Origin of the sequence: Terrisphaera buseokensis, from assembly GCF_047521145.2 — a bacterium.
Taxonomy (GTDB): Bacteria; Verrucomicrobiota; Verrucomicrobiia; order Opitutales; family Opitutaceae; genus ER46.
In genome coordinates, this window is the sequence record NZ_CM134186.1 from 6,157,858 (window position 1) to 6,176,718 (window position 18,861).

An 18,861-nucleotide genomic window follows, 5' to 3' on the forward strand; every position below is an offset into this window, starting at 1 on the left:
GAGCGAAGCAGCGTGAGCGGGGTTAGAATCCGCCCTTCACGCCCATCTGCACCTGGGCGCCGTCACGCCGGTTCGACGTCACGCGCGCGTAGGCTGGCGTATCGGTGCCGTAGGTCTCGTTCACGAGCGGCTCCTTGAGCACATTCGTCAGCGTCAGGAACACCGACGTGCTGCGCCGCACGAGATATTCCGCACTGAGATTCACGAGCTCCCGCGGCCGCGTGTAGACGAACGCGTTGGGCGCGATGCCGGAATTCGCGCCGCGGCGCAGACCGGTCCAGTTGTAATTGGCCGTCATCGACAGCGCCTTGTAGGCGAACTGCACGCCGGCGTTGAAGCGGCGGGTCTGGGCATTGGAGAAATCACCGGCCCTGATGCCCGTCGTGCGGTTGCGCGTGTAGTTGGCAAAGACGGACAGCCACGGCCGCAGCCGCTGGCGGCCGGAGAGTTCGAGCCCGGTCTGGCGCACGCTGCCCTCCACATTCTCGGGATGCGAAATCAGATAGCCTTCGTAATCGTCGGCGAGGCCGAGCTCGTCGAGCATCTCGCGTGTCGCGATCGTGCTGGTGCTGGAGATGAAATTTTTAACGTCGCGGCGGTAGACGCTGACCGAGAACAGGCCGCCGGACGCGGTGTAGTATTCGAGCGCGAGATCGCGGTTGCGTCCGGTCCAGGGTTCGAGCGCCGGATTGCTCGTCGTGATCGTGCCCAGGCCGGAGCCGGTGGCGTTCTCGGCCGGCGATGTGACTTCCGTCACGTTGGTGGTCGGAATGAGTTGGGCGAGCGTCGGCCGGCCGATGGTGTGGGCGTAGCCGAGCCGCAGCAGCAGATTTTCCCGGAGCGTAACGGTGGCGTTCACGCTCGGGTAAACATCGTCGTACTTCGGTTCGACGACATTCGCGAGCGGCAGTCGGGTGAGTTTGGCGACTTCGAGCGGGTCGGTCGTGATCGGTACCGTCTGCACGCCAGCGAGCGTCGGGTTGCCATCGATCAAGCGGCCGTTCGCATCGCGGCGGAACTGGAGCTGCAGATTGGTCAACGTGCCGCGGGCCACGACTTCAGTCTTTTCGTAACGCGCCCCGCCGCTGATCCGCAGGCGATTCTTGAGGAAGGTGGCATCGGCCATAAGGTAGCCGGCGTAAATCGACTCGGACGACTCCTCGAGACTCGACACCCACGCGATGTAGTCGGCGGCCGCGGATGTCGTGTAGTAGCTGGGATTGGACTGATAAAGCTCGTAGGCCTTCTTCGTGCTCAGCCATTGCTGGGTCTTGAACGTGCCCTGCGGACCCTCGAGGTTGAAATCGGGATCGGTCAGGGTGCCCGCCGGGAGCGCGGTGAACGCGGGACCGGCGTAGGTGCGCGTGGTCTGCGGCTGGGCGCGATCCTTGGCCGCCTGCTTGAAGAGTCCGCCGCTCTTGAGCGACCACGTGAACGCCTCCGGCTGAAACTTCCGCGTCACATCGAATTTCGCATTGCTGAAATTGTTTTTGATGTCGCGGCCCGCCACCACGGGCGTCGTGTAGGTGCCGAGATTCGCCAGCTGATTTGTGTCGACCACGGCACCCGCCGCGTTGGTGACGGTGATGCGTTCCGGCACGCCATCGTCCGGGATGTCATCGAAGCGCACGGTCAATCCCGTCACACCAAGGCGTGCCTGCCCGAGCTGTCCGTACGAATCGAGCCGGTAGGTCAGCCGCGTCTTGCTCTTGGCCACGGTGGACTCGACGTCCCACTGCGGCCCGCGATGCCGGTACGTGACCTGCCCCTGATGCGTCTGCGTGGTCTGGTAGGCATTCTGAGTCACGAGTTGTGTCACGCTGCCCTGCCCCGCGCGGCCTTGCGTGAAGCCGGCCCCGAAGTCACCGGTGGTCGCATTGCGCCCGGTTGGAGTCGCAGCCAGCATCGTGCCCGTGGCGTACGTCATCTGGTGATTGCCGAAGTCGACCCAGTAGCGGTTGAAGTTGTACGCGACTGACACGGTGTCGCGCGCCGACAGCCGGAAATCGAATTTCGCGCCGAGCGAACTCCGCCGCGAGAACGAGTGCCCGACCTGGGCGTTGACGGAATTCAGGTACGGTGCCGCCGCCGTGGAGTTGGCGATGCTGTAGGTGCGCTGCGCGAGCCGCGCCGTATAGAAATAGTCATTACGCGACGCATTCAGCGAGTACCCGAAGGAACGGCTCACCGGGTTGAGGTAGGTCACCTCGAAGTCGGGAAACCACTTGTAGGCCTTGCCGTCGCCGCCCTCCTTGCCGCCGGGCGTTTTCCGCAGCGACAGAAACTCGGAGTTCATCAACACAAAGGTCCGGTAACGAAATTCGGGCCGGCTGCGATCGAACGCGGAACGCGGAATCATGTTGATGCGGCCGCCGATGCTGTCGGCACCGGTGTCGGGCGTCGGTCCCTTCGTGATCTCGATGCGATCGACATTCGACATCGTCAGGCCGCGCAGCGCGGTGACGCGTGTCGAGCCGCCGGTCTGCGGCACGCTGAGCCCGGCGCCGTCCATCTCGATGTTAGTGTATTCAGCCGGCATGCCGCGCAGCCCGACGGTGAGGGGCGCGGTGCCGTCGCCCTCGACCTCCACACCCGGCAGGTACTGCAGGAAGTCGCCCAGATTGTCGCGTGCCATCGTACCGAATGCATCGGTCGCGATCACGTCGCGGATGTTGGGCGCGATCCGCTTCTCGTTGATCGCCATGTCGGCGGCGCTCATCTCGCGGCCCGTGTTGACGCGAAAGGCGTCGAGCTTCACCACGTCGCCCGCCGCGCGGGCCGTCTCGCCGAATTCCTGCAGCACGATCTCGACCCGCGCGGACGCGTCGCCGGCGGTCACCGTCACGCTGGCCGTGGCCTTGCCCGTGTAGCTGACACGCAGGCGCTGCGGGCCGGCAGGCACGCCGGAGAGGAGAAACTCGCCGGACTCGTTGGTGAGCGTCTCGAGGGATGAACCTTCGACGGCGACGCGCGCGTTGCGCAGGTACACGCCGTCCATCGCGCTCATCACCCGCCCGGCCACCAGGGCGGCCGCGCCCGCCGGCCGGACTACAGCCGGTGCCGATCCCGGTTCCGCGGCGTATCCGAAAACACCGGACGCGAGTGCCGCGGCGAGAAGCAAGCGGCGCGGGAATGAGGGCAGGCGGCCGGAGCGAAAACAGGGATCGCTGGAGATCATTGTTCCTCAAACCAGACCAAGGTCGCACCGTGCAGGCGAGCCTTTACCAGAAGGGCCCGATCGCACAGGTCGATGGCGACGGCGCGATGCGCAGGCCACGATTGAGTGCGTCATGGTCGCCGGTGAAGCGCCGGGCCGCGCGCGACCTTCAGCGATTGCCGGCGCGAATCCAGGCTTCGTTGAAGTGCACGTGCCGGATCGTCTTGTGCGCAGGCTTTCCCTCGGCGTCCTTCGCCGCGAGGCTCGGGCGCAGCTGCACGCTGTACGTCGCGTGCAGGGTGCCATCCTTCGCCTGCAGGATGCTGGGATAGCCATAACGTCCGGCATCGGCGCCGGGTTCGTCCCGCTCAAGGTGACGGCTCCACTTCCAGGTGCGGCCCTCGTCGTCGGAGAGGCGGACGCACAGGCTGTGCCGGCCCTGCTCGGTGTCGTTGTTGATCACGACCCAGTGTCCGTTGGCCAGCGCGATGATTTCGAGTCCGGCACCGGGATCGGGGAGGTCGCTGTCCGTGACGTCGGTCCAAGTCTCGCCCCGATCCTTCGAGGATGCCTGTTGGATCCGCTGCGGCGGGAGGCCGTTGTCGCGCATCATGGTATAGAGCGAACCATCGCGTCGTCGCACGATGCTCGGCTGGACGTTGCCTTCGCCGACGAGCGGCGTGCTCGTATGCCACGTGGCGCCCCAGTCGTCAGTGATCGCCATCAGCGAAAAATTGAAGCCGTCCGAATACAGCGGGACGATCAGCCGGCGTCCGTCCAGGACAAACGGATGCGCGCGCGTCATCCAGCCAAGCCGCGACTTCAACTTGTCCTGCGAGGCGGCGAGCGCGTAGTCGACGAACTCCTTGATCTTCGGTTCGCCGGCCCGCGCCCGGAACTTTTCCACCGCGCGTTGCACCGTCGCGGCGAACTCGGGGCCGGGTTTCACGTGAATGACGTCCTGCGTTTTCCATTCCGGCGCACCGGGACGTTGATAGCTTTCCGCAATCTTCACCTTCAGCAGCGCGCTCTCCCAGTGGTTGTCGAGAATGGTGGGCCAGATCAGCCAGAGGCGCTGCTGCGGATCGATGAAGAGACAGCAGTTCGTGTCCGGAAATCCCGGCGTATCCGCCATGACAAAACGCGGACTCCACGTCGTGGCCCCGCGGACCAACCGCGCGCCGAGGATGCGGCAATCGTCGGCGGTGCGTTCACCGGATCCGTTGAACCAGCACACGATGAGGTCGCCGTTCGGCGCTTCGACGAGGCATGAGCCGTGGTTGTGCAGGTTCTCCGGCGGCCGGATGAACTCACCGCGCAGAAAGGGCACCTCGCTCGCGACCGCCGATCCCAGCCATGCCACGCTGCACCACGCGATCGTCGCCAGCATCCGCCACCGAGGGGTTTTCATCGCGCCGTCCTAGCCGGTGCCGGAAGCGAGTAAAGCCGGGACTACCGCGACGGAATCGGCAACGAATGGCTCGCGTGCGTTGAACGCGGAGTTTCACTGACCGGCCATGACCCCCTCGCCCACCGCTGCGCGTGCGCTCGCGCATGGAATGCTCTCGCTCGTGTCCGCCGCCTCCCTCTTCGGCCAGGCCGTGCCCCCGCCGCGACCTGCGGAAGCCGCCGTGGTCCTCTCGCCGTTCGAAGTCTCCACCAGCAGCGACGTCGGCTACATCGCGACGAACTCGCTCGCCGGCAGCCGCCTGAATGCCTCGCTCAAGGACACGCCGGCGATCATCGACGTGTTCACGAAGGAATTTCTCGCCGACATCGGTGCGACCAATCTCGAGCAGGCGATGGCCTACGCGAACAACAGCCAGACCGACGACGGCGACACGTTGCGCGTGAACAACGGCATCTCGCAGACCGCCGCGGGCAACGCGTTCAACTTTCGGTCGCGTGGTATCCTCGGCAACAGTACGCGCAACTATTTCGAGACCCGTCTCGGCACGGATTTCTACAGCACCGAGCGGCTCGACGATTCGCGCGGGCCGAACTCCGTCCTCTTCGGCATCGGCTCCGCTGGCGGCATCATCAACAACTCGCCCAAGCGCGCGCAGTTCGCCCAGCGGTTTTTCGAAACCCAGCTCCTGCCCGGCACCGCCGACGCCGGCCGCGCCACGCTCGATGTGAACGTCCCGATCGCACCGCGCATATTCGCCGCGCGCCTCAATGCACTCTACGATCACAAAGGCAGCTGGCGCGAGTACCTCGCGAACACCCGCCGCGCCGCCACGCTCGCGCTGACGTATCGCCCGTTCGATAAAACGGAGGTCCGGCTCGACGCCGAGAAGGGCAACGTCCGCGGCACCGTCGGACGCAATTATCCGGTGGTCGACGGCATCACGCGCTGGTGGGCCAACGGCAGCCCGACCGTCGCCAGCACCAGCACCGTCGCGCTCACCGCCGCCCAGACCGCGGTCGGTTATTCGCGGCCGTTGACGGCGAACCGCCTCGTCTACGTCGAGAATCAGAACTTCCTCCTCAACGCCAACCAGGCCTGGTCCAGCGCGCAGGATCTGCCGTACGCGCCCTCGATCCTCAATGATCCCGCCCGCGTGCCCTACGAGGCGAACGCCGCCGGCCCCGGCGGCCGCACGCTCCACGATTTCGAAAACATCACCGCGATTGCCGAGCATCGCTTCACGTCCGCGCTCGTCGGCGAAGTCGGTTTTTACCACGAGAAAGGCACCTGGCTGAACTACGATGTCGGCGGCGACAACATCACGATTCGCGGCGACCCGAACGGTCTGCTCCGCAACCCGACGTTCTTTCAATCCTACTCGGGTTTCACTCCGGGCCGGGATGCTGCGGGCAATCTAATCAATCCCAACGCGGGCGGCACCTATCTCGAAACCCTCTGGCTGCGCCGCTACGGCAGCACCAAAAGCAACAACGTCCGCGCCACGCTCGCCTACGAAATCAACGGCGGCCGCTGGGGTCACCACCGCATGGCGGCCATGGGCCAGCATCAGGTCGAGGACACGCTCGGTTACACGGAACGCGAGTCGTGGCTGGGAGCGCCGTTCAACAACGAACCTACCAACGACAACAACGGCGTCTGGCGCCGTTCCTATATCACCCTCGGCGACTCCGCGTCGCAGCGGCTCCCCGATCCGCTCAATCCCGGCACGCTCACCGCCACGATTCCCGGCCGCGCCGCGCCCGTCACCAATGGCTGGGTGCAGAACGGCGGCACCAAGAGCAAGCGCACCATCGACAGCCAGATGATCGCGGTGCAAAGCACGTTCTGGCAGCGCCGCATTGTCACGACGCTCGGCTACCGCCGTGACGAACTCAGCCAGTCGCGCACCACGGCCGTGCGCGACACCTCCGGCATCTGGGCCGGCACCGCCGGCATCCAGGTCATCAACGGCTCGTCCCCCACGACGAACTACACCTTCTCTGGCAGCACCACCACCGCCGGCATTGTCGTGCACCCGCTTTCCTGGGTCTCGCTCTTCGCCAACCGCTCCAAGAATCTCGGGCTCCCCGATTTCACCCAGCGCCTCGGCGCGGATGGCGGCGTGCCGCCGGCGCCGCAGGGCAATGGCTTCGACACCGGCGTCATGGTCAGCCTCCGCCAGGATCGGATTGTCGCGCGCGTGAGTTACTTCACCACCGACGTCACCGACCAGAGCGGCGCAATGGGCGTCAACAACGCTTTCTCGCCGCGCTACGATCAGATTCTCTCGATCCTCGACGATCCCAACGGCGACAGCTCCACCGCCGATCGCCTCTACACCGCCGCCCAGATGGCGAAGTACTCATCGCTCCGGCCCACGTCCCTGGCCAACGGCGACTCGCTCGACAACGCGAACCAGGGCGTCGAGTTCCGCGTCACCGCCAACGTCGGCGAGAGCCTCCGCTTCATCGTCAATTACTCCTACAATCTACAGGAGCGTGCCAACGTCTACAAACGCACGACGTTGCAGACCGACCAGCTCGACCTCTTCGTCGCCGATCTCGTGAAAGCCAATCCCAGCGTCGATGTCCTCAACGCCCGCGGAACCCAGGGCGTCACGCTGGCCGAGCTCCTCGCCACGCAGCGTTCCGATCTCGACGGCCGCCGGCTCGACTTCGAGGGCGCGTATGGGAATCGCAAGCACAAGGCCAATTTCTTCGTGAACTACACGTTCAAGGACGCGCTCTTCAAGGGCTGGTCCGCGGGTTTTGGCGGTCGCTATCTCAGCCCGATTGTCGCGGGTCGCGTCTCGACGCAGCCCGGGTTGCCGCCACAGGGATCGGGCTCCAACACCGGCGTCGGGTTCAACGGCGGGATCAAGTACGGCGACGACAGCCTGCGTTTCGACGGCATGCTGCGCTACCAACTGCGAAGCGCGGTGTTTGGCCGCAACGTGCGCGCCAGCTTTCAGCTCAATGTCCGCAATCTCCTCGACGATCACGATATCGAGGTCCGCCGGCACAAGACCGACGGCATCACGTTGGATCGTTTCACGCTGACCGATCCGCGCGAGATCACCCTGTCGACGACGCTGCGGTTCTGACGTTTTGCCTGAAAAATGCGCATCTCCTCGAAAATCGGCGCGTCTTCTCCACCTTCAGTGCCACGCCTATGAAAACTGGTTACCTGCTCACCGCCTTTTCGTTCACCCTGGCCGCGGCTGCAGCCGATTTGAATCGCAACGACCAGTGGCCTCAGTGGCGCGGACCGCTGGCCCTGGGCGTCTCGACCACGGCCACCCCGCCGACCGAGTGGAGCGAGACGAAGAACGTGAAGTGGAAAGTCGCGATTCCCGGCTCGGGCACCGCGACGCCCATCGTGTGGGGCAACCGGATTTTCATCCAGACCGCCGTCGTCACGGACAAGAAGGTCGAGGCTCCGGCCGCCGCCCGCACCGAAGCGCCGCCCGCCGCTCCCGCCGAAGGCCCGGCCGGCAAACGCAAGGGCGGCCCGCGCGGCGGCTTTGGCGGCGGCGAGAAGCCCGCGAATGTCGTGCAGTTCGTCGTGCTCTGCCTCGATCGCGGCACCGGCCGCACGCTCTGGCAGAAAGTCGTGCGCGAGCAGGTGCCGCACGAGGGCCATCATCAGACGCACGGCTTCGCGTCTGGCTCGCCGGTCACCGACGGCAAAATGCTCTACGCCTACTTCGGCTCGCGCGGGCTCTACGCGATGGATTTCGACGGCAACGTGAAATGGGAAGTGGACCTCGGCGATCAGCAGACCCGCATGGGTTTCGGCGAAGGCACGTCACCCGCCTTGGCCGGCGATCGCCTTATCATCAACTGGGATCACGAGGGTGAGGACTTCGTCGTCGCCCTCGACAAGGCCACCGGCAAGGAACTCTGGCGCAAGGCCCGCGAGGAAAAAACCAGCTGGGCCACACCGGTTATTCTCGAACACGAGGGTGTGACGCAGGCCGTCATCAACGCCGGCGTCACCCGTTCCTACGACGTGAAAACCGGCGCGGTGATCTGGGAGTGCGGCGGGCAGACGGAGAACGTGATTCCGAGCGTCGTCAGCGGCCACGGTCTCGTCTTCGCCATGAGCGGATTTCGCGGCAACGCCGTCAACGCGATCAAGATCGGCGCGAAGGGCAATGTCGCCGGCACCGACGCCGTCGTTTGGACGCACAACAAAGGCACGCCGTACGTGCCTTCGCCGCTGCTCCTCGGCAACGAACTCTATTTCTTCAGCGCCAATACCGCGCGGCTCTCGATCTTCGACGCCCGCACCGGCACGCGTCACGTGGAGGCCGCGCGGATCGAAGGCATGACCGACGTCTATGCCTCACCAGTGGCCGCCAACGGGAAGATTTACCTTACCGGCCGTGACGGCGCGTTCGCCGTGCTCAAGCCAGGCACCACCGTCGAGATCCTGGCGAAAAACAAGCTGGACGACAGCTTCGACGCGACGCCGGTCCCGGTTGGCAAGGAGCTGCTGCTGCGCGGTCAGAAGCACCTGTACTGCATCGCGGAAACCGGGTCTTAAGCGGTCACGCTACCGATCGGTGGGCTGGAGCCAATTGGGCGGAAAACCTCACCGCCGGGAGAGCGATCAGCCACCATTCGTCTCATTCGCGTCCTTTCGCGTAGTCCGCGGGCGACTGCTTTGGGCCTGAATGAGTGCCCCGATCGTTGCATGCCTCGGGCTCAGGCTGTCTTACGCAAGGCACTGGGGCCTTTGGGCCCCGAGCGTCGATCGACCTTAATTCGGCTCGCAAAAGAGCCGAAGAAACCCTGCCGGCCGCGTTTGAGTTGGCGGCGGAACGTGTCGAATAAAGTCCTCAATGCAAATTGCTACCGACGCCACTAGCCGCATTCCGCGCGAGAAGCTGCTGCAGATCGCCCGTTCGCTCCCCGCCGATCTGTCGGTCCTGGCTCAGTTGGGCGAGATGCTGCAGGACTTTAACACCGAGCTGGGTGAGATCGCGACTCTGCTCCGGCGTGACGTCGCCCTCGGCTCGCGCATCATCCGCATCAGCAACAGCGCAGCCTACGGCGGCAACGGCGAGATCGCGTCGATTGAAGCGGCCGTCAACCGCGTCGGCTTTGGCGAGGTGATGAAGCTGGTCGGCACCGGTGCGGTGTCGCGTCTGGCCGAGCAGGCCTTGGATGCGTACGGCATCAGCGCCGAGGACTTGCGCAGCAACATGCTGTTCGGGGCGTTCGCCGGCGAGGCCGTCGCGCGCGCCGCCGGACTCGATCCCAAAATGGCCTACACGGCGGGACTCGTACGCACGCTCGGTATCATGGTGCTGAACAAGGCCTGGGATCAGATCGAGAAAGTGCCGTCCTTCGACCCGGCGCGCTGGGCGACGTATTCGGCTTGGGAGGAAAATCATTTCGGCCTGCATCACGCGGCCATCGCGGCCCTGATCCTCAACGAATGGCGTTTCCCAGCGGAAATGCACGAGGCGATCAAAGGCCACTATCTCACGACGGCCGCCGACCTGGAACTCAAACTCGCCGTTGTGCTCAATCTGTCGAACGGACTGGCCGAGCGCAAAGGCCGCGGCCTTCCCGGTGAAAAAACCTGGTGGGAGATCACCCCGCAAAAACTCGACGCCCTCGGCCTCAGCGAGGCCGATCTCGAGAAGGCCGCCGAGACCGCAGAGACCGCCTGCACGACCGCGCTGCTGGCATTCTCGCCGTAAGCGGCCGACATCCGGCGCAACGGTCAGGACTGAATTCAAAAGCCAGGAAGCCAGGAATCAGACTCCTGGCTTTTCAATCTGTCCGCTCTCTGTTCCTCGCGTGCCGTCGTTCTCGCCGCGATGCCTCATACCAACCGCTCCTTGCTTTTGGACTTCTGGATCGATCGTGGCTACGAGCGCCAGCGAGTGGCCGAACGGCCACTCGCTGGCGCTCGTAGCCACGGCTAAAGTCCAAAGGCAAAGAGCGATTGGTATCACGCGCTACGGCGTTTCGGGTGCCTGCCACGGCACCGCACCGCCGCGCTGGATCTGCGCGCTGAGCGCCGCCTGCAGTTCGCGGGCGATCTTCTGATTCTGGGCGAACACGTTCGTCTTCTCCTGCGGGTCCGTCTTCAGGTTGTAGAGCTCGAGCGGCTGATACGGACTGTTCTGCAGAAGTTTCCAGTCACCGCGAATCAACGCGTGGTAGGCCTTGCCCCCGTACTGTGGTCCGCCTTCGCGACGCACAAAGTAGAGATCGCGGACGGCGTTCGCCGGCAGCTCGCTGCGCAACACCGGCAGCAGGCTGACGGCGTCGGTGCCCGCCGGGCGCGTCACGCCCGCAGCCTCGAGGCACGTGGCAAACACATCAAACACCAGCCCCGCGTATTCGCTGCGCGCGCCCGCCGCCACCGTGCCGGGCCAGCGAACGACGAACGGCACCTTGAGCCCGCCGTCGTAGTGACTCTGTTTGCCATCGCGCCACGGGTCGTTGTTCGCCGCGTGCGGCAGCGAGCCGCCATTGTCCGAGGTGAAGACCACCAGCGTCGTCCGATCGAGGCCCGTCTCCCGCAGCGTCGCGAGCACGCGGCCGACAGCGTCATCGAGGTGCTCGACGAGGGCGATGGCGGCCGCGCGTTTCGGATCCACACCCGGCAACCGTTGCTGCGTGCGTTCCAGCCAGGCCGCAGGCGGTTCGACCGGGGAGTGCGGTGCGTTGTACGCGAGATAAAGAAAGAACGGCTGCTGCGCCGCCGCGCGCTCGCGCAGGTAATCGACGGCCCAACCGGTGAAGATCTCCGTCGCGTGTCCGGAAGGATCGATTACCTCGCGATTGCGCCGCATGTAATTGTTCCCGTGCCGGAGATGCGTCGTGTAGCTGTCCATCATGTCGCCGAGGAAGCCGTGGAAGAAATCGAAGCCGCGATCGTTCGGTGTATTCGGACTCGTGAGACCGAGATGCCACTTGCCCACGATGCCGGTGTGATAACCGGCGCGACGCAGGTGATCCGCGAGCGTCGGCACGCCGGGCGCGAGAAAGCCCCAGGAGTTCGCGCCCATCGTGCGGATCACCCCGGGCACGCCCACGCGATCCTGGTGCCGGCCGGTGAGCAGCGCGGCGCGCGTCGGTGAGCACACCGTGCAGTTCGCCCGCATGGTGGTGAACAGCATGCCTTCCGCCGCGAGGCGATCCACCGCCGGCGTGCGCACATCACCCTGCGGCCGGAACGCCGCGATGTCGCCGTAACCGAGATCGTCGGCGACGATCACGAGCACGTTGGGCCGGGCGGCGGCCGGCGCGGCCACAGCCGGCCCGGAGGCGAAAACGCAGGCGAGCAGGCAACACAGGACGGGGTACAGTCTCATGGCGCGAGCACGCCATGGATGCCGCCCGCGAGGCAAGTTTCAAACGCGCGGACCGACTCGTTGCTCGCCATCGCGGCGGGGAAACGTTTCAAAATGTCACCCCTGCCCCGGATGAGAACCGCCCCGCTCGAGCTGGCCCGCCGTCAGTTTCTCAGTCGCATGACGACCGGGCTCACCGGCGTCGCACTCGCCCGGCTGCTCGGCGGAGATCTCGCCGCCGCCCCGGCCCGCGCGCCGCACTTTGCGCCGAAAGCGAAAAAGGTACTGCAGATCTTCTGCCCCGGCGGCGCATCGCATCTCGATCTGTGGGACCACAAGCCGCTGCTCGAAAAATTCGACGGCACGCCGATGCCCGGTGGCGAAACGGAAGTCACCTTCCAGGGGAAGAATGGCAACCTGATGAGATCGCCGTGGGCCTTCGCGCCGGCGGGCCGCAGCGGCAAGATGATTTCCACCCTGCTGCCGCATCTCGCGCAGCACGTCGACGCGATGGCGTTCGTGCACTCGATGACGTCGCGCACGAACACCCACGGCCCGGGCTGCATCGCGATGAACACGTGTTTCACGCGCGAAGGATTTCCCAGCGCCGGCTCATGGATCAGCTACGGCCTCGGCAGCCTCAACGAAAACCTCCCGACGTTTGTCGCAATTCAGGACCTGCGCGGCGAGCCGCCGAACGGAAAGGCGAACTGGGGCAACGGCTTTCTGCCGGCGCAGCACCAGGCCGTTGCGCTCGCCGCCCACCAACCGCTCCGCAATCTCGCGCGGCCCGCAGCGATCTCGGCCGCGGAGGACGCCGCCACCCGCGACTTTATCCACCAGGCCAACGCCGGCCACGCCGCCCTCCAACCCGGCAACGACGAGCTCCGCGCCCGGATGGCGGCCTACGAGCTCGCCGCGAAAATGCAGCTGACCGCACCCGGGGTGAGCGACCTGTCGCGCGAGCCCGCGCACGTCCACGCCCTCTACGGTACAAGCGACGCCAATACGCTGAAAGCCGCGTACGCCCGCAACTGCCTCCTCGCCCGCCGCCTGCTGGAGCAGGGCGTCCGCTACGTGAGCTTGTATTGCGCGTCCCGCGCCAGCGCGGTCGACGGCCTGCTCAACTGGGACGCCCACAAGACCCTCAAGGCCGACTACGATCGTCACGGCCCCATCTTCGATCAGCCCACCGCCGCGCTGCTCACTGATCTCGGCCAGCGTGGTTTGTTGGCGGATACACTCGTCATCTGGTGCACCGAGTTCGGCCGGATGCCCACGCACCAGGAGGGAACGGCCGGTCGTGACCACAACCCGGATGCGTTCACCACCTGGATGATGGGCGCAGGCGTGAAGGGCGGCGTGAGTCACGGCGCAACCGACGACTTTGGCCGGCGCAGCGTGCAGGACGTCGCCACCGTGCACGACTTCCACGCGACCGTGCTGCACCTGCTGGGCCTGAACCACGAAAAGCTGACGTACTATCACAACGGCTCCAACCGCCGGCTGACCGACGTGCACGGGCACGTGCTCAACCGAATCCTGGCGTGAAAACCATCGTGTTCGAAGCTTCTCTCGTGATCTCACCGGCACGCCTCCACCGGAGCTCAGGGCGTCGCTCCGCGCGCAACCGGGTTGTAGGCGGTCCCGCGACTGCGGGACCGACCCGCCTACATTCAGGGTTGTGCGCGTTCGTCCGCGCAGCCGCGGCGGCGTTGCTCCTCGGAGTCGCGGCGCACGCGGTGGCCGCCGGCGCAGCCAACCTCGCGTTCTTCGAGCAGAAAATCCGGCCGGTATTGATCGAGCACTGTTACGAGTGTCACAGCGCCACGGCGAAGAAACTGAAAGGCAACCTGCTGCTTGATTCGAAAGCGGGCTGGGAAAAGGGCGGCGACAGCGGCGCGGCGATCATCGTACCCGGCGATCCCGGCGCGAGCCTGCTGCTGCGCGCCCTGCAGCATCTCGAGGACGATCTCGCGATGCCGCCCAAGCAGCCGAAGTTGTCCGATGCCATCATCGCGGACTTCGTGACCTGGGTGAAAGCGGGCGCACCGGATCCGCGAACGGGTGCCATCGTGGAGGCGAAGCGCGCCGACAAATCCTGGTGGTCGCTCCAGCCGCTGCCTGCCGTCACGCCGCCCGTGGGCCCCGGCGGCACCGCCATCGATCGCTTCATCACAGCTCCGCTCGCCGCCAAGGGCCTCGCCCTCAATCCACCGGCCGATCCACGCACCCTCATTCGCCGGATGAGCTATGACGTGATCGGACTGCCGCCGACGCCGAATGAGGTCGCGGCCTTCGTCGCCGCTTTCCAACGCAATCCGGACCAGGCCACCGCGGCGCTCGTGGATCGGTTGCTGGCGTCGCCTCACTATGGCGAACACTGGGGCCGGCACTGGCTAGACGTCACGCGCTTCGGCGAGAGCATCGGTTTCGAGCGCAACGTGATCATCGACGACCTGTGGCCGTTCCGCGACTACGTGATCGCATCGTTCAACGCCGACAAGCCGTTCAATCGTTTCATCGTCGAACATCTGGCCGGCGACGTCGTCGGCGCGGGCGACCCGGCGGTCGAAGTCGGCAGCGCGTTCCTGGTTGCGGGTCCGTACGACGACGTTGGCAACCAGGATGTCGTCGCCCAAAAGACCATTCGCGCCGCGACACTCGATGACATCATCACGGCCACGAGCGGCGCGTTTCTCGGGCTGACGATCAGTTGCGCGCGTTGTCATCACCACAAATTCGATCCCGTCCCGACCGAGGATTACTATCGCCTGCGTGCCGCGTTCGAGGGCGTCACGCACGGCCGTCGTGTGCTCGCCACCGCCGAGGAACGGGAGCGTCATGCCGCGGCCACGCGGCCCCTCCACCAGCGCAAGGCTGGCCTCACGGCCGAGAAAGCCGCGCTCGATCGCGGGATCGACCAGCGGGCCAAGGCTGCGCTCGCGCAACGCGTGCATCCCCGGCCGAAGATCGATCCGCCGCTCACCGAGGAACGTTTCGCGCCAGTCGAGGCGCGCCACGTGCGGCTGGTGATGCACGCGAGCACGACCAACCCGCGGGCGGCGACCGGCGCGCGGCTGGTGGAGTTCGAGGTGTGGAGCGCCGGCGGGAGCGCACGGAATGTCGCGCTGTCCCGCAACGGCGGCAAAGCCGAGGGCGCCAAATCAACCACGGCGGAAGATTTCCCCGAAGCTTACGGCGCGCAGTTCACCATCGACGGTGAGTTCGGCGAGCAGTGGTTCATTGGCACGCCCGCCAGACTCACCATCACCCTGGCGGAAGCGGAAACCATCGACCGGATTACTTTTCGCAACGCCAAGGGCGTGGCCATCCAGGAGAGCAACGCCCAGGGTCCCACGCCCTGCGAGTACGACGTTGAGGTCTCGCGCGACGGCACGACCTGGCAGACGGTGGCGGGTAGCGCCGGCCGTGAACCATGGACGGAAGCGCACGGCATCCAGCGCGTACGCCGCGAGATCATCACCCCGGAGGAAACGCATCAACTGGCGGCGCTCAACCGGCAGCTCGCCGCCGTGGAAACCGAGCTCAAGGCGGTCCCGGCGTTGCGCGAGGTCTTCGCCGGAAAATTCAGCCAGCCCAAGGAGCAGACCTTTGTGCACAAGGGCGGCGATCCCACCAAACCCGGGGAGCCCGTGGCGCCGTCGAGTCCCGCGGTGCTCGCGCACGTCCTGCCCGCGTATTCACTTCCGTCCGACGCACCCGAGGCCGAGCGGCGCCTCGCGCTGGCGCGCTGGATCACGCGTGACGACCACCCGCTCACGCCGCGCGTGCTCGCGAACCGCGTCTGGCAATACCACTTCGGCACCGGAATCGTGGATACGCCGAGCGATTTCGGTTTTCTGGGCAGCAGACCCACCCACCCGGAACTGCTCGACTACCTGGCCGGGCGGCTGGTCGCCAACGGCTGGAAACTGAAGTTGCTGCACCGCGAAATTCTCCTGTCGCACACGTACCGTCAGTCCGGCGCGTTTCGCGCGGACGCGGCGCGCGTGGATCAGGACGCCCGGCTGCTCTGGCGTTTTCCGCCGCGCCGGCTGCAGGCCGAGGAAATTCGCGACACCCTGCTGCACGTGGCGGGAGCCCTCGATCTCCGCGCCGGCGGACCGGGCTTCCGGCTGTACAAATTCACGCAGAACAATGTCTGCACCTATTTCCCGCTCGATCGCCCCGGACCCGAAACGTACCGCCGCGCGGTGTACCACCAGAACGCCCGCGCGAGTGTCGTCGACGTGCTGAGCGATTTCGATCTACCCGACATCGCATTTGCCGCGCCCCGCCGCGTGAACACGACCACACCGTTGCAGGTGCTCACGCTGCTCAATCACGCGTTCACCCTCGACCTGGCGAACGCCCTGGCCGCCCGGCTGGACGGCGACGTGAATCAGCAAATCAAGCGCGCGTATGCGCTGGCATTCCAACGCGAGCCATCACCCGGCGAGATCGCCGCTGCCGCGACGCTCGTCGCGACGCACGGCCTGCCGGCATTCTGTCGCGCACTCTTGAATACGAACGAACTCATCCACATTGACTAGGCCTCGCGCTCCGCGGTCACGCCACCTCCATGCTCCTGTTTCCCGTGCTTTCACGCCGTCTCTTCATCGCCCTGCTGTTGCTTGCCGCCCCGATGTTCGCCCAGCCGGCGCCGCACCCGGCGAAGGAGAACTTCCACCTCTTCCTGCTCATCGGCCAGTCGAACATGGCGGGCCGCGGTACCGTCACACCGGACGACAAGGTTCCGCACCCGCGCGTGGTGATGTTGAACAAGGCGGGTGAATGGGTGCCCGCCGTGGATCCGATGCACTTCGACAAGCCGATTGCGGGCGTTGGCCTCGGCCGCACCTTTGGACTCGCCGTCGCGAAGGCGACGCCCGGCATCACCGTCGGACTGATCCCCTGTGCGGTGGGCGGATCGCCGATCGACACGTGGAAGCCGGGCGTGCGCTACGACGCCACCAAAACGCATCCATGGGACGACGCGCTCATCCGCGCCGAACGCGCACTCCAGGCTGGCACGCTCAAGGGGATCCTGTGGCACCAGGGCGAATCGGATTCGACCCCTGAGCTTTCACCGAGCTACGAGGCCAAGCTGCACGAATTGATCGCTCGCCTGCGCGCGACGCTGGGGACGCCGAACGTCCCGTTCATTGCCGGCCAAATGGGCCGGTTTGCCGATGCACCGTGGAACGAACACCGGGTGCGCGTCGATCAGGCGCAGCATGATTTGCCAAAGAAAGTCGCTAAGACGGCCTACGTGAGCGCGGAGGGGTTGAACCACAAGGGTGACAAGGTGCACTTCGACGCCGACGCCTACCGCACGCTGGGCCAGCGCTACGCGGACGCGTACCTTGCGCTCATGCGCGCGAAATAGAACGACACCCACCGTATCAGTGATGAGCCTACGCTTCCTTGTTCTTCTCCTTCCCTGGCTGGCCACGCTCGCGCTGGCCGCGCCGGCGGCGCGACCCAACTTCGTCTGGATCATCGCCGATGACCTGTCGCCCGACCTCGGCGCCTATGGCTATCCGGGGGTGAAGACGCCTCATCTCGATCGCCTCGCCGCCGAGGGCCGTCGTTATCTGAACGCCTACGCCAGCGCACCCGTCTGCAGTTCGTCGCGTTCGGCGTTCATTCTCGGAGCGTATCAAACCACCACGGGCCTGCACGCCCACGACGTCGAGAATCCCCAGCCGCTCGCAGCTCCTTACCGTCACCTGCCCGCGCTGCTGCGTGACGCCGGCTGGTATGTCACGAACGCGCCGGCGCCGGGCACCGTGCGCAACGGCCGGCCGCTGACGCGCGCGAAGACGCATTACAACTTCGCGCACACGCCGGCGCAGATGTTCGACGGCACCGACTGGCGCCAGCGGGCGCCGGGCCAGCCGTTCTTCGCGCAGTACCAGGTGGCCGAACCGCACCGGCCGTTTCCCATTCCGGCCACGTTCGACGAAGCCGCGCTGCGCGCACTCGTGCTGCCGCCGAATTACCCGGATCATCCCGTGACGCGCCGTGACTGGTACGCTTACCTGCGCAGCGTCGAGGAAGTGGATCGCAAGGTCGGTCGCATCTTGGACGAGCTCGCCGCGGCGGGCGTGCTGGAGAACACGGTCGTGATGTTCTTCGGCGACCACGGCCGACCGATGCCCTGGGGCAAGCAATGGCTCAGCGTCGAGGGCCTGCGCGTGCCGCTGCTCATCCGCGGCCCGGGCATCAGCGTCAAGGGCGACACCGAAGCCCGCCCGGTGAGCCTGATCGATCTCGCACCGACGATGCTCACGCTCGCTGGTCTCGCGCCGCCCGCGTGGATGGAAGGTCGCGCGATTCTCGGCGGATCGTTTCCCGCGCGCAGCCAGGTGTTCGCCGCGCGCGATCGCTGCGGCGACGCCTACGATCGCATCCGCGCCGTCATCACCGACACGCATCTTTTCGTGCGGAACTTCGATCCGCAGCTGCCGTTCCTGAACTGGTCGGGCTACAAGGAAACCAGCTACCCCGGCCTGCCACTCCTGCGCGTGCTGGACAAAACGACCAAACTCCCGCCGGCGCAGGCCCGCTATCTCGCGCCGGGGCGCGATGAATTTGAACTCTACGATCTGCGCGCGGATCCGCAGGGCCTGACCAATGTTGCCGGCGACCCGCGGCACGCCGCCACGCTCGCCGCCCTGAACCGTGAGCTTGAAACGTGGATACGCACCACCGGCGATCGCGGCGCACTGCCCGATCCCGCCACCGAGCCCTCGCGCGACGAGATTCAAAAATCCAAGCGGCTCGACTACCAGAAAGCTTGGAAAAACCGCGGCCTGCCCGCGGAGCCCACCGACGAGGAACGCCTCGCGTGGTGGGAGAAGAGTTACCACCTGAGCCGGAACCATTCGGTTGAAAGGTGAAAGTTGAAGGTTGAAGGTTGAAGGTTGAAGGCCAGTCACCGTGCTTCTGGTTCTTTCAACTTTCACC

Annotated in this window: 10 protein-coding genes; 7 read left to right on the forward strand and 3 right to left on the reverse strand. The window is 65.8% G+C overall.

What is annotated here, in order from left to right; all coding sequences use genetic code 11:
• Nucleotides 1-22 precede the first annotated feature (22 nt).
• Both ACLJEU_RS23130 and ACLJEU_RS23135 read right to left on the reverse strand, forming a co-directional pair.
• A complete protein-coding gene (locus tag ACLJEU_RS23130; RefSeq protein ID WP_414662659.1) occupies nucleotides 23-3,121 on the reverse strand; it encodes a TonB-dependent receptor domain-containing protein in 3,099 nt (1,032 codons plus the stop codon).
• 205 nt (nucleotides 3,122-3,326) lie between these two features.
• Nucleotides 3,327-4,568 (reverse strand): sialidase family protein, encoded by a 1,242-nt coding sequence (locus ACLJEU_RS23135; RefSeq protein WP_414662660.1) that lies wholly within the window; start codon nucleotides 4,566-4,568, stop codon nucleotides 3,327-3,329.
• Nucleotides 4,569-4,674: 106 nt separating this feature from the next.
• Between ACLJEU_RS23135 and ACLJEU_RS23140 the strand changes: the two genes are divergently transcribed.
• The 3 genes from ACLJEU_RS23140 (at nucleotide 4,675) to ACLJEU_RS23150 (ending at nucleotide 10,281) form a co-directional block, all read left to right on the forward strand.
• Nucleotides 4,675-7,671, forward strand: a complete 2,997-nt coding sequence (locus ACLJEU_RS23140) for a TonB-dependent siderophore receptor (RefSeq protein WP_414662661.1) — start codon at nucleotides 4,675-4,677, stop codon at nucleotides 7,669-7,671.
• Between the two features lie 68 nt (nucleotides 7,672-7,739).
• On the forward strand, nucleotides 7,740-9,116 hold the full coding sequence (locus ACLJEU_RS23145; protein WP_414662662.1) for an outer membrane protein assembly factor BamB family protein: 1,377 nt from the start codon (nucleotides 7,740-7,742) through the stop codon (nucleotides 9,114-9,116).
• Between the two features lie 298 nt (nucleotides 9,117-9,414).
• Complete coding sequence (locus tag ACLJEU_RS23150; RefSeq protein WP_414662663.1) at nucleotides 9,415-10,281, forward strand: HDOD domain-containing protein; 867 nt, start codon at nucleotides 9,415-9,417, stop codon at nucleotides 10,279-10,281.
• Between the two features lie 261 nt (nucleotides 10,282-10,542).
• On the opposite strand, the gene ACLJEU_RS23155 is transcribed toward ACLJEU_RS23150, so the two are convergent.
• Nucleotides 10,543-11,907: a sulfatase family protein gene (locus tag ACLJEU_RS23155; RefSeq protein WP_414662664.1), complete on the reverse strand. Its 1,365-nt coding sequence runs from the start codon at nucleotides 11,905-11,907 to the stop codon at nucleotides 10,543-10,545.
• A gap of 111 nt (nucleotides 11,908-12,018) precedes the next feature.
• Between ACLJEU_RS23155 and ACLJEU_RS23160 the strand changes: the two genes are divergently transcribed.
• From ACLJEU_RS23160 to ACLJEU_RS23175, 4 genes are all read left to right on the forward strand, one after another.
• Nucleotides 12,019-13,437: a DUF1501 domain-containing protein gene (locus ACLJEU_RS23160; protein ID WP_414662665.1), complete on the forward strand. Its 1,419-nt coding sequence runs from the start codon at nucleotides 12,019-12,021 to the stop codon at nucleotides 13,435-13,437.
• A 131-nt stretch (nucleotides 13,438-13,568) separates the two neighbouring features.
• On the forward strand, nucleotides 13,569-16,442 hold the full coding sequence (locus ACLJEU_RS23165; protein ID WP_414662666.1) for a DUF1553 domain-containing protein: 2,874 nt from the start codon (nucleotides 13,569-13,571) through the stop codon (nucleotides 16,440-16,442).
• 29 nt (nucleotides 16,443-16,471) lie between these two features.
• Nucleotides 16,472-17,278 (forward strand): sialate O-acetylesterase, encoded by an 807-nt coding sequence (locus ACLJEU_RS23170; RefSeq protein WP_414662667.1) that lies wholly within the window; start codon nucleotides 16,472-16,474, stop codon nucleotides 17,276-17,278.
• Nucleotides 17,279-17,300: 22 nt separating this feature from the next.
• On the forward strand, nucleotides 17,301-18,794 hold the full coding sequence (locus ACLJEU_RS23175; RefSeq protein ID WP_414662668.1) for a sulfatase family protein: 1,494 nt from the start codon (nucleotides 17,301-17,303) through the stop codon (nucleotides 18,792-18,794).
• The last annotated feature ends 67 nt before the right edge of the window (nucleotides 18,795-18,861 follow it).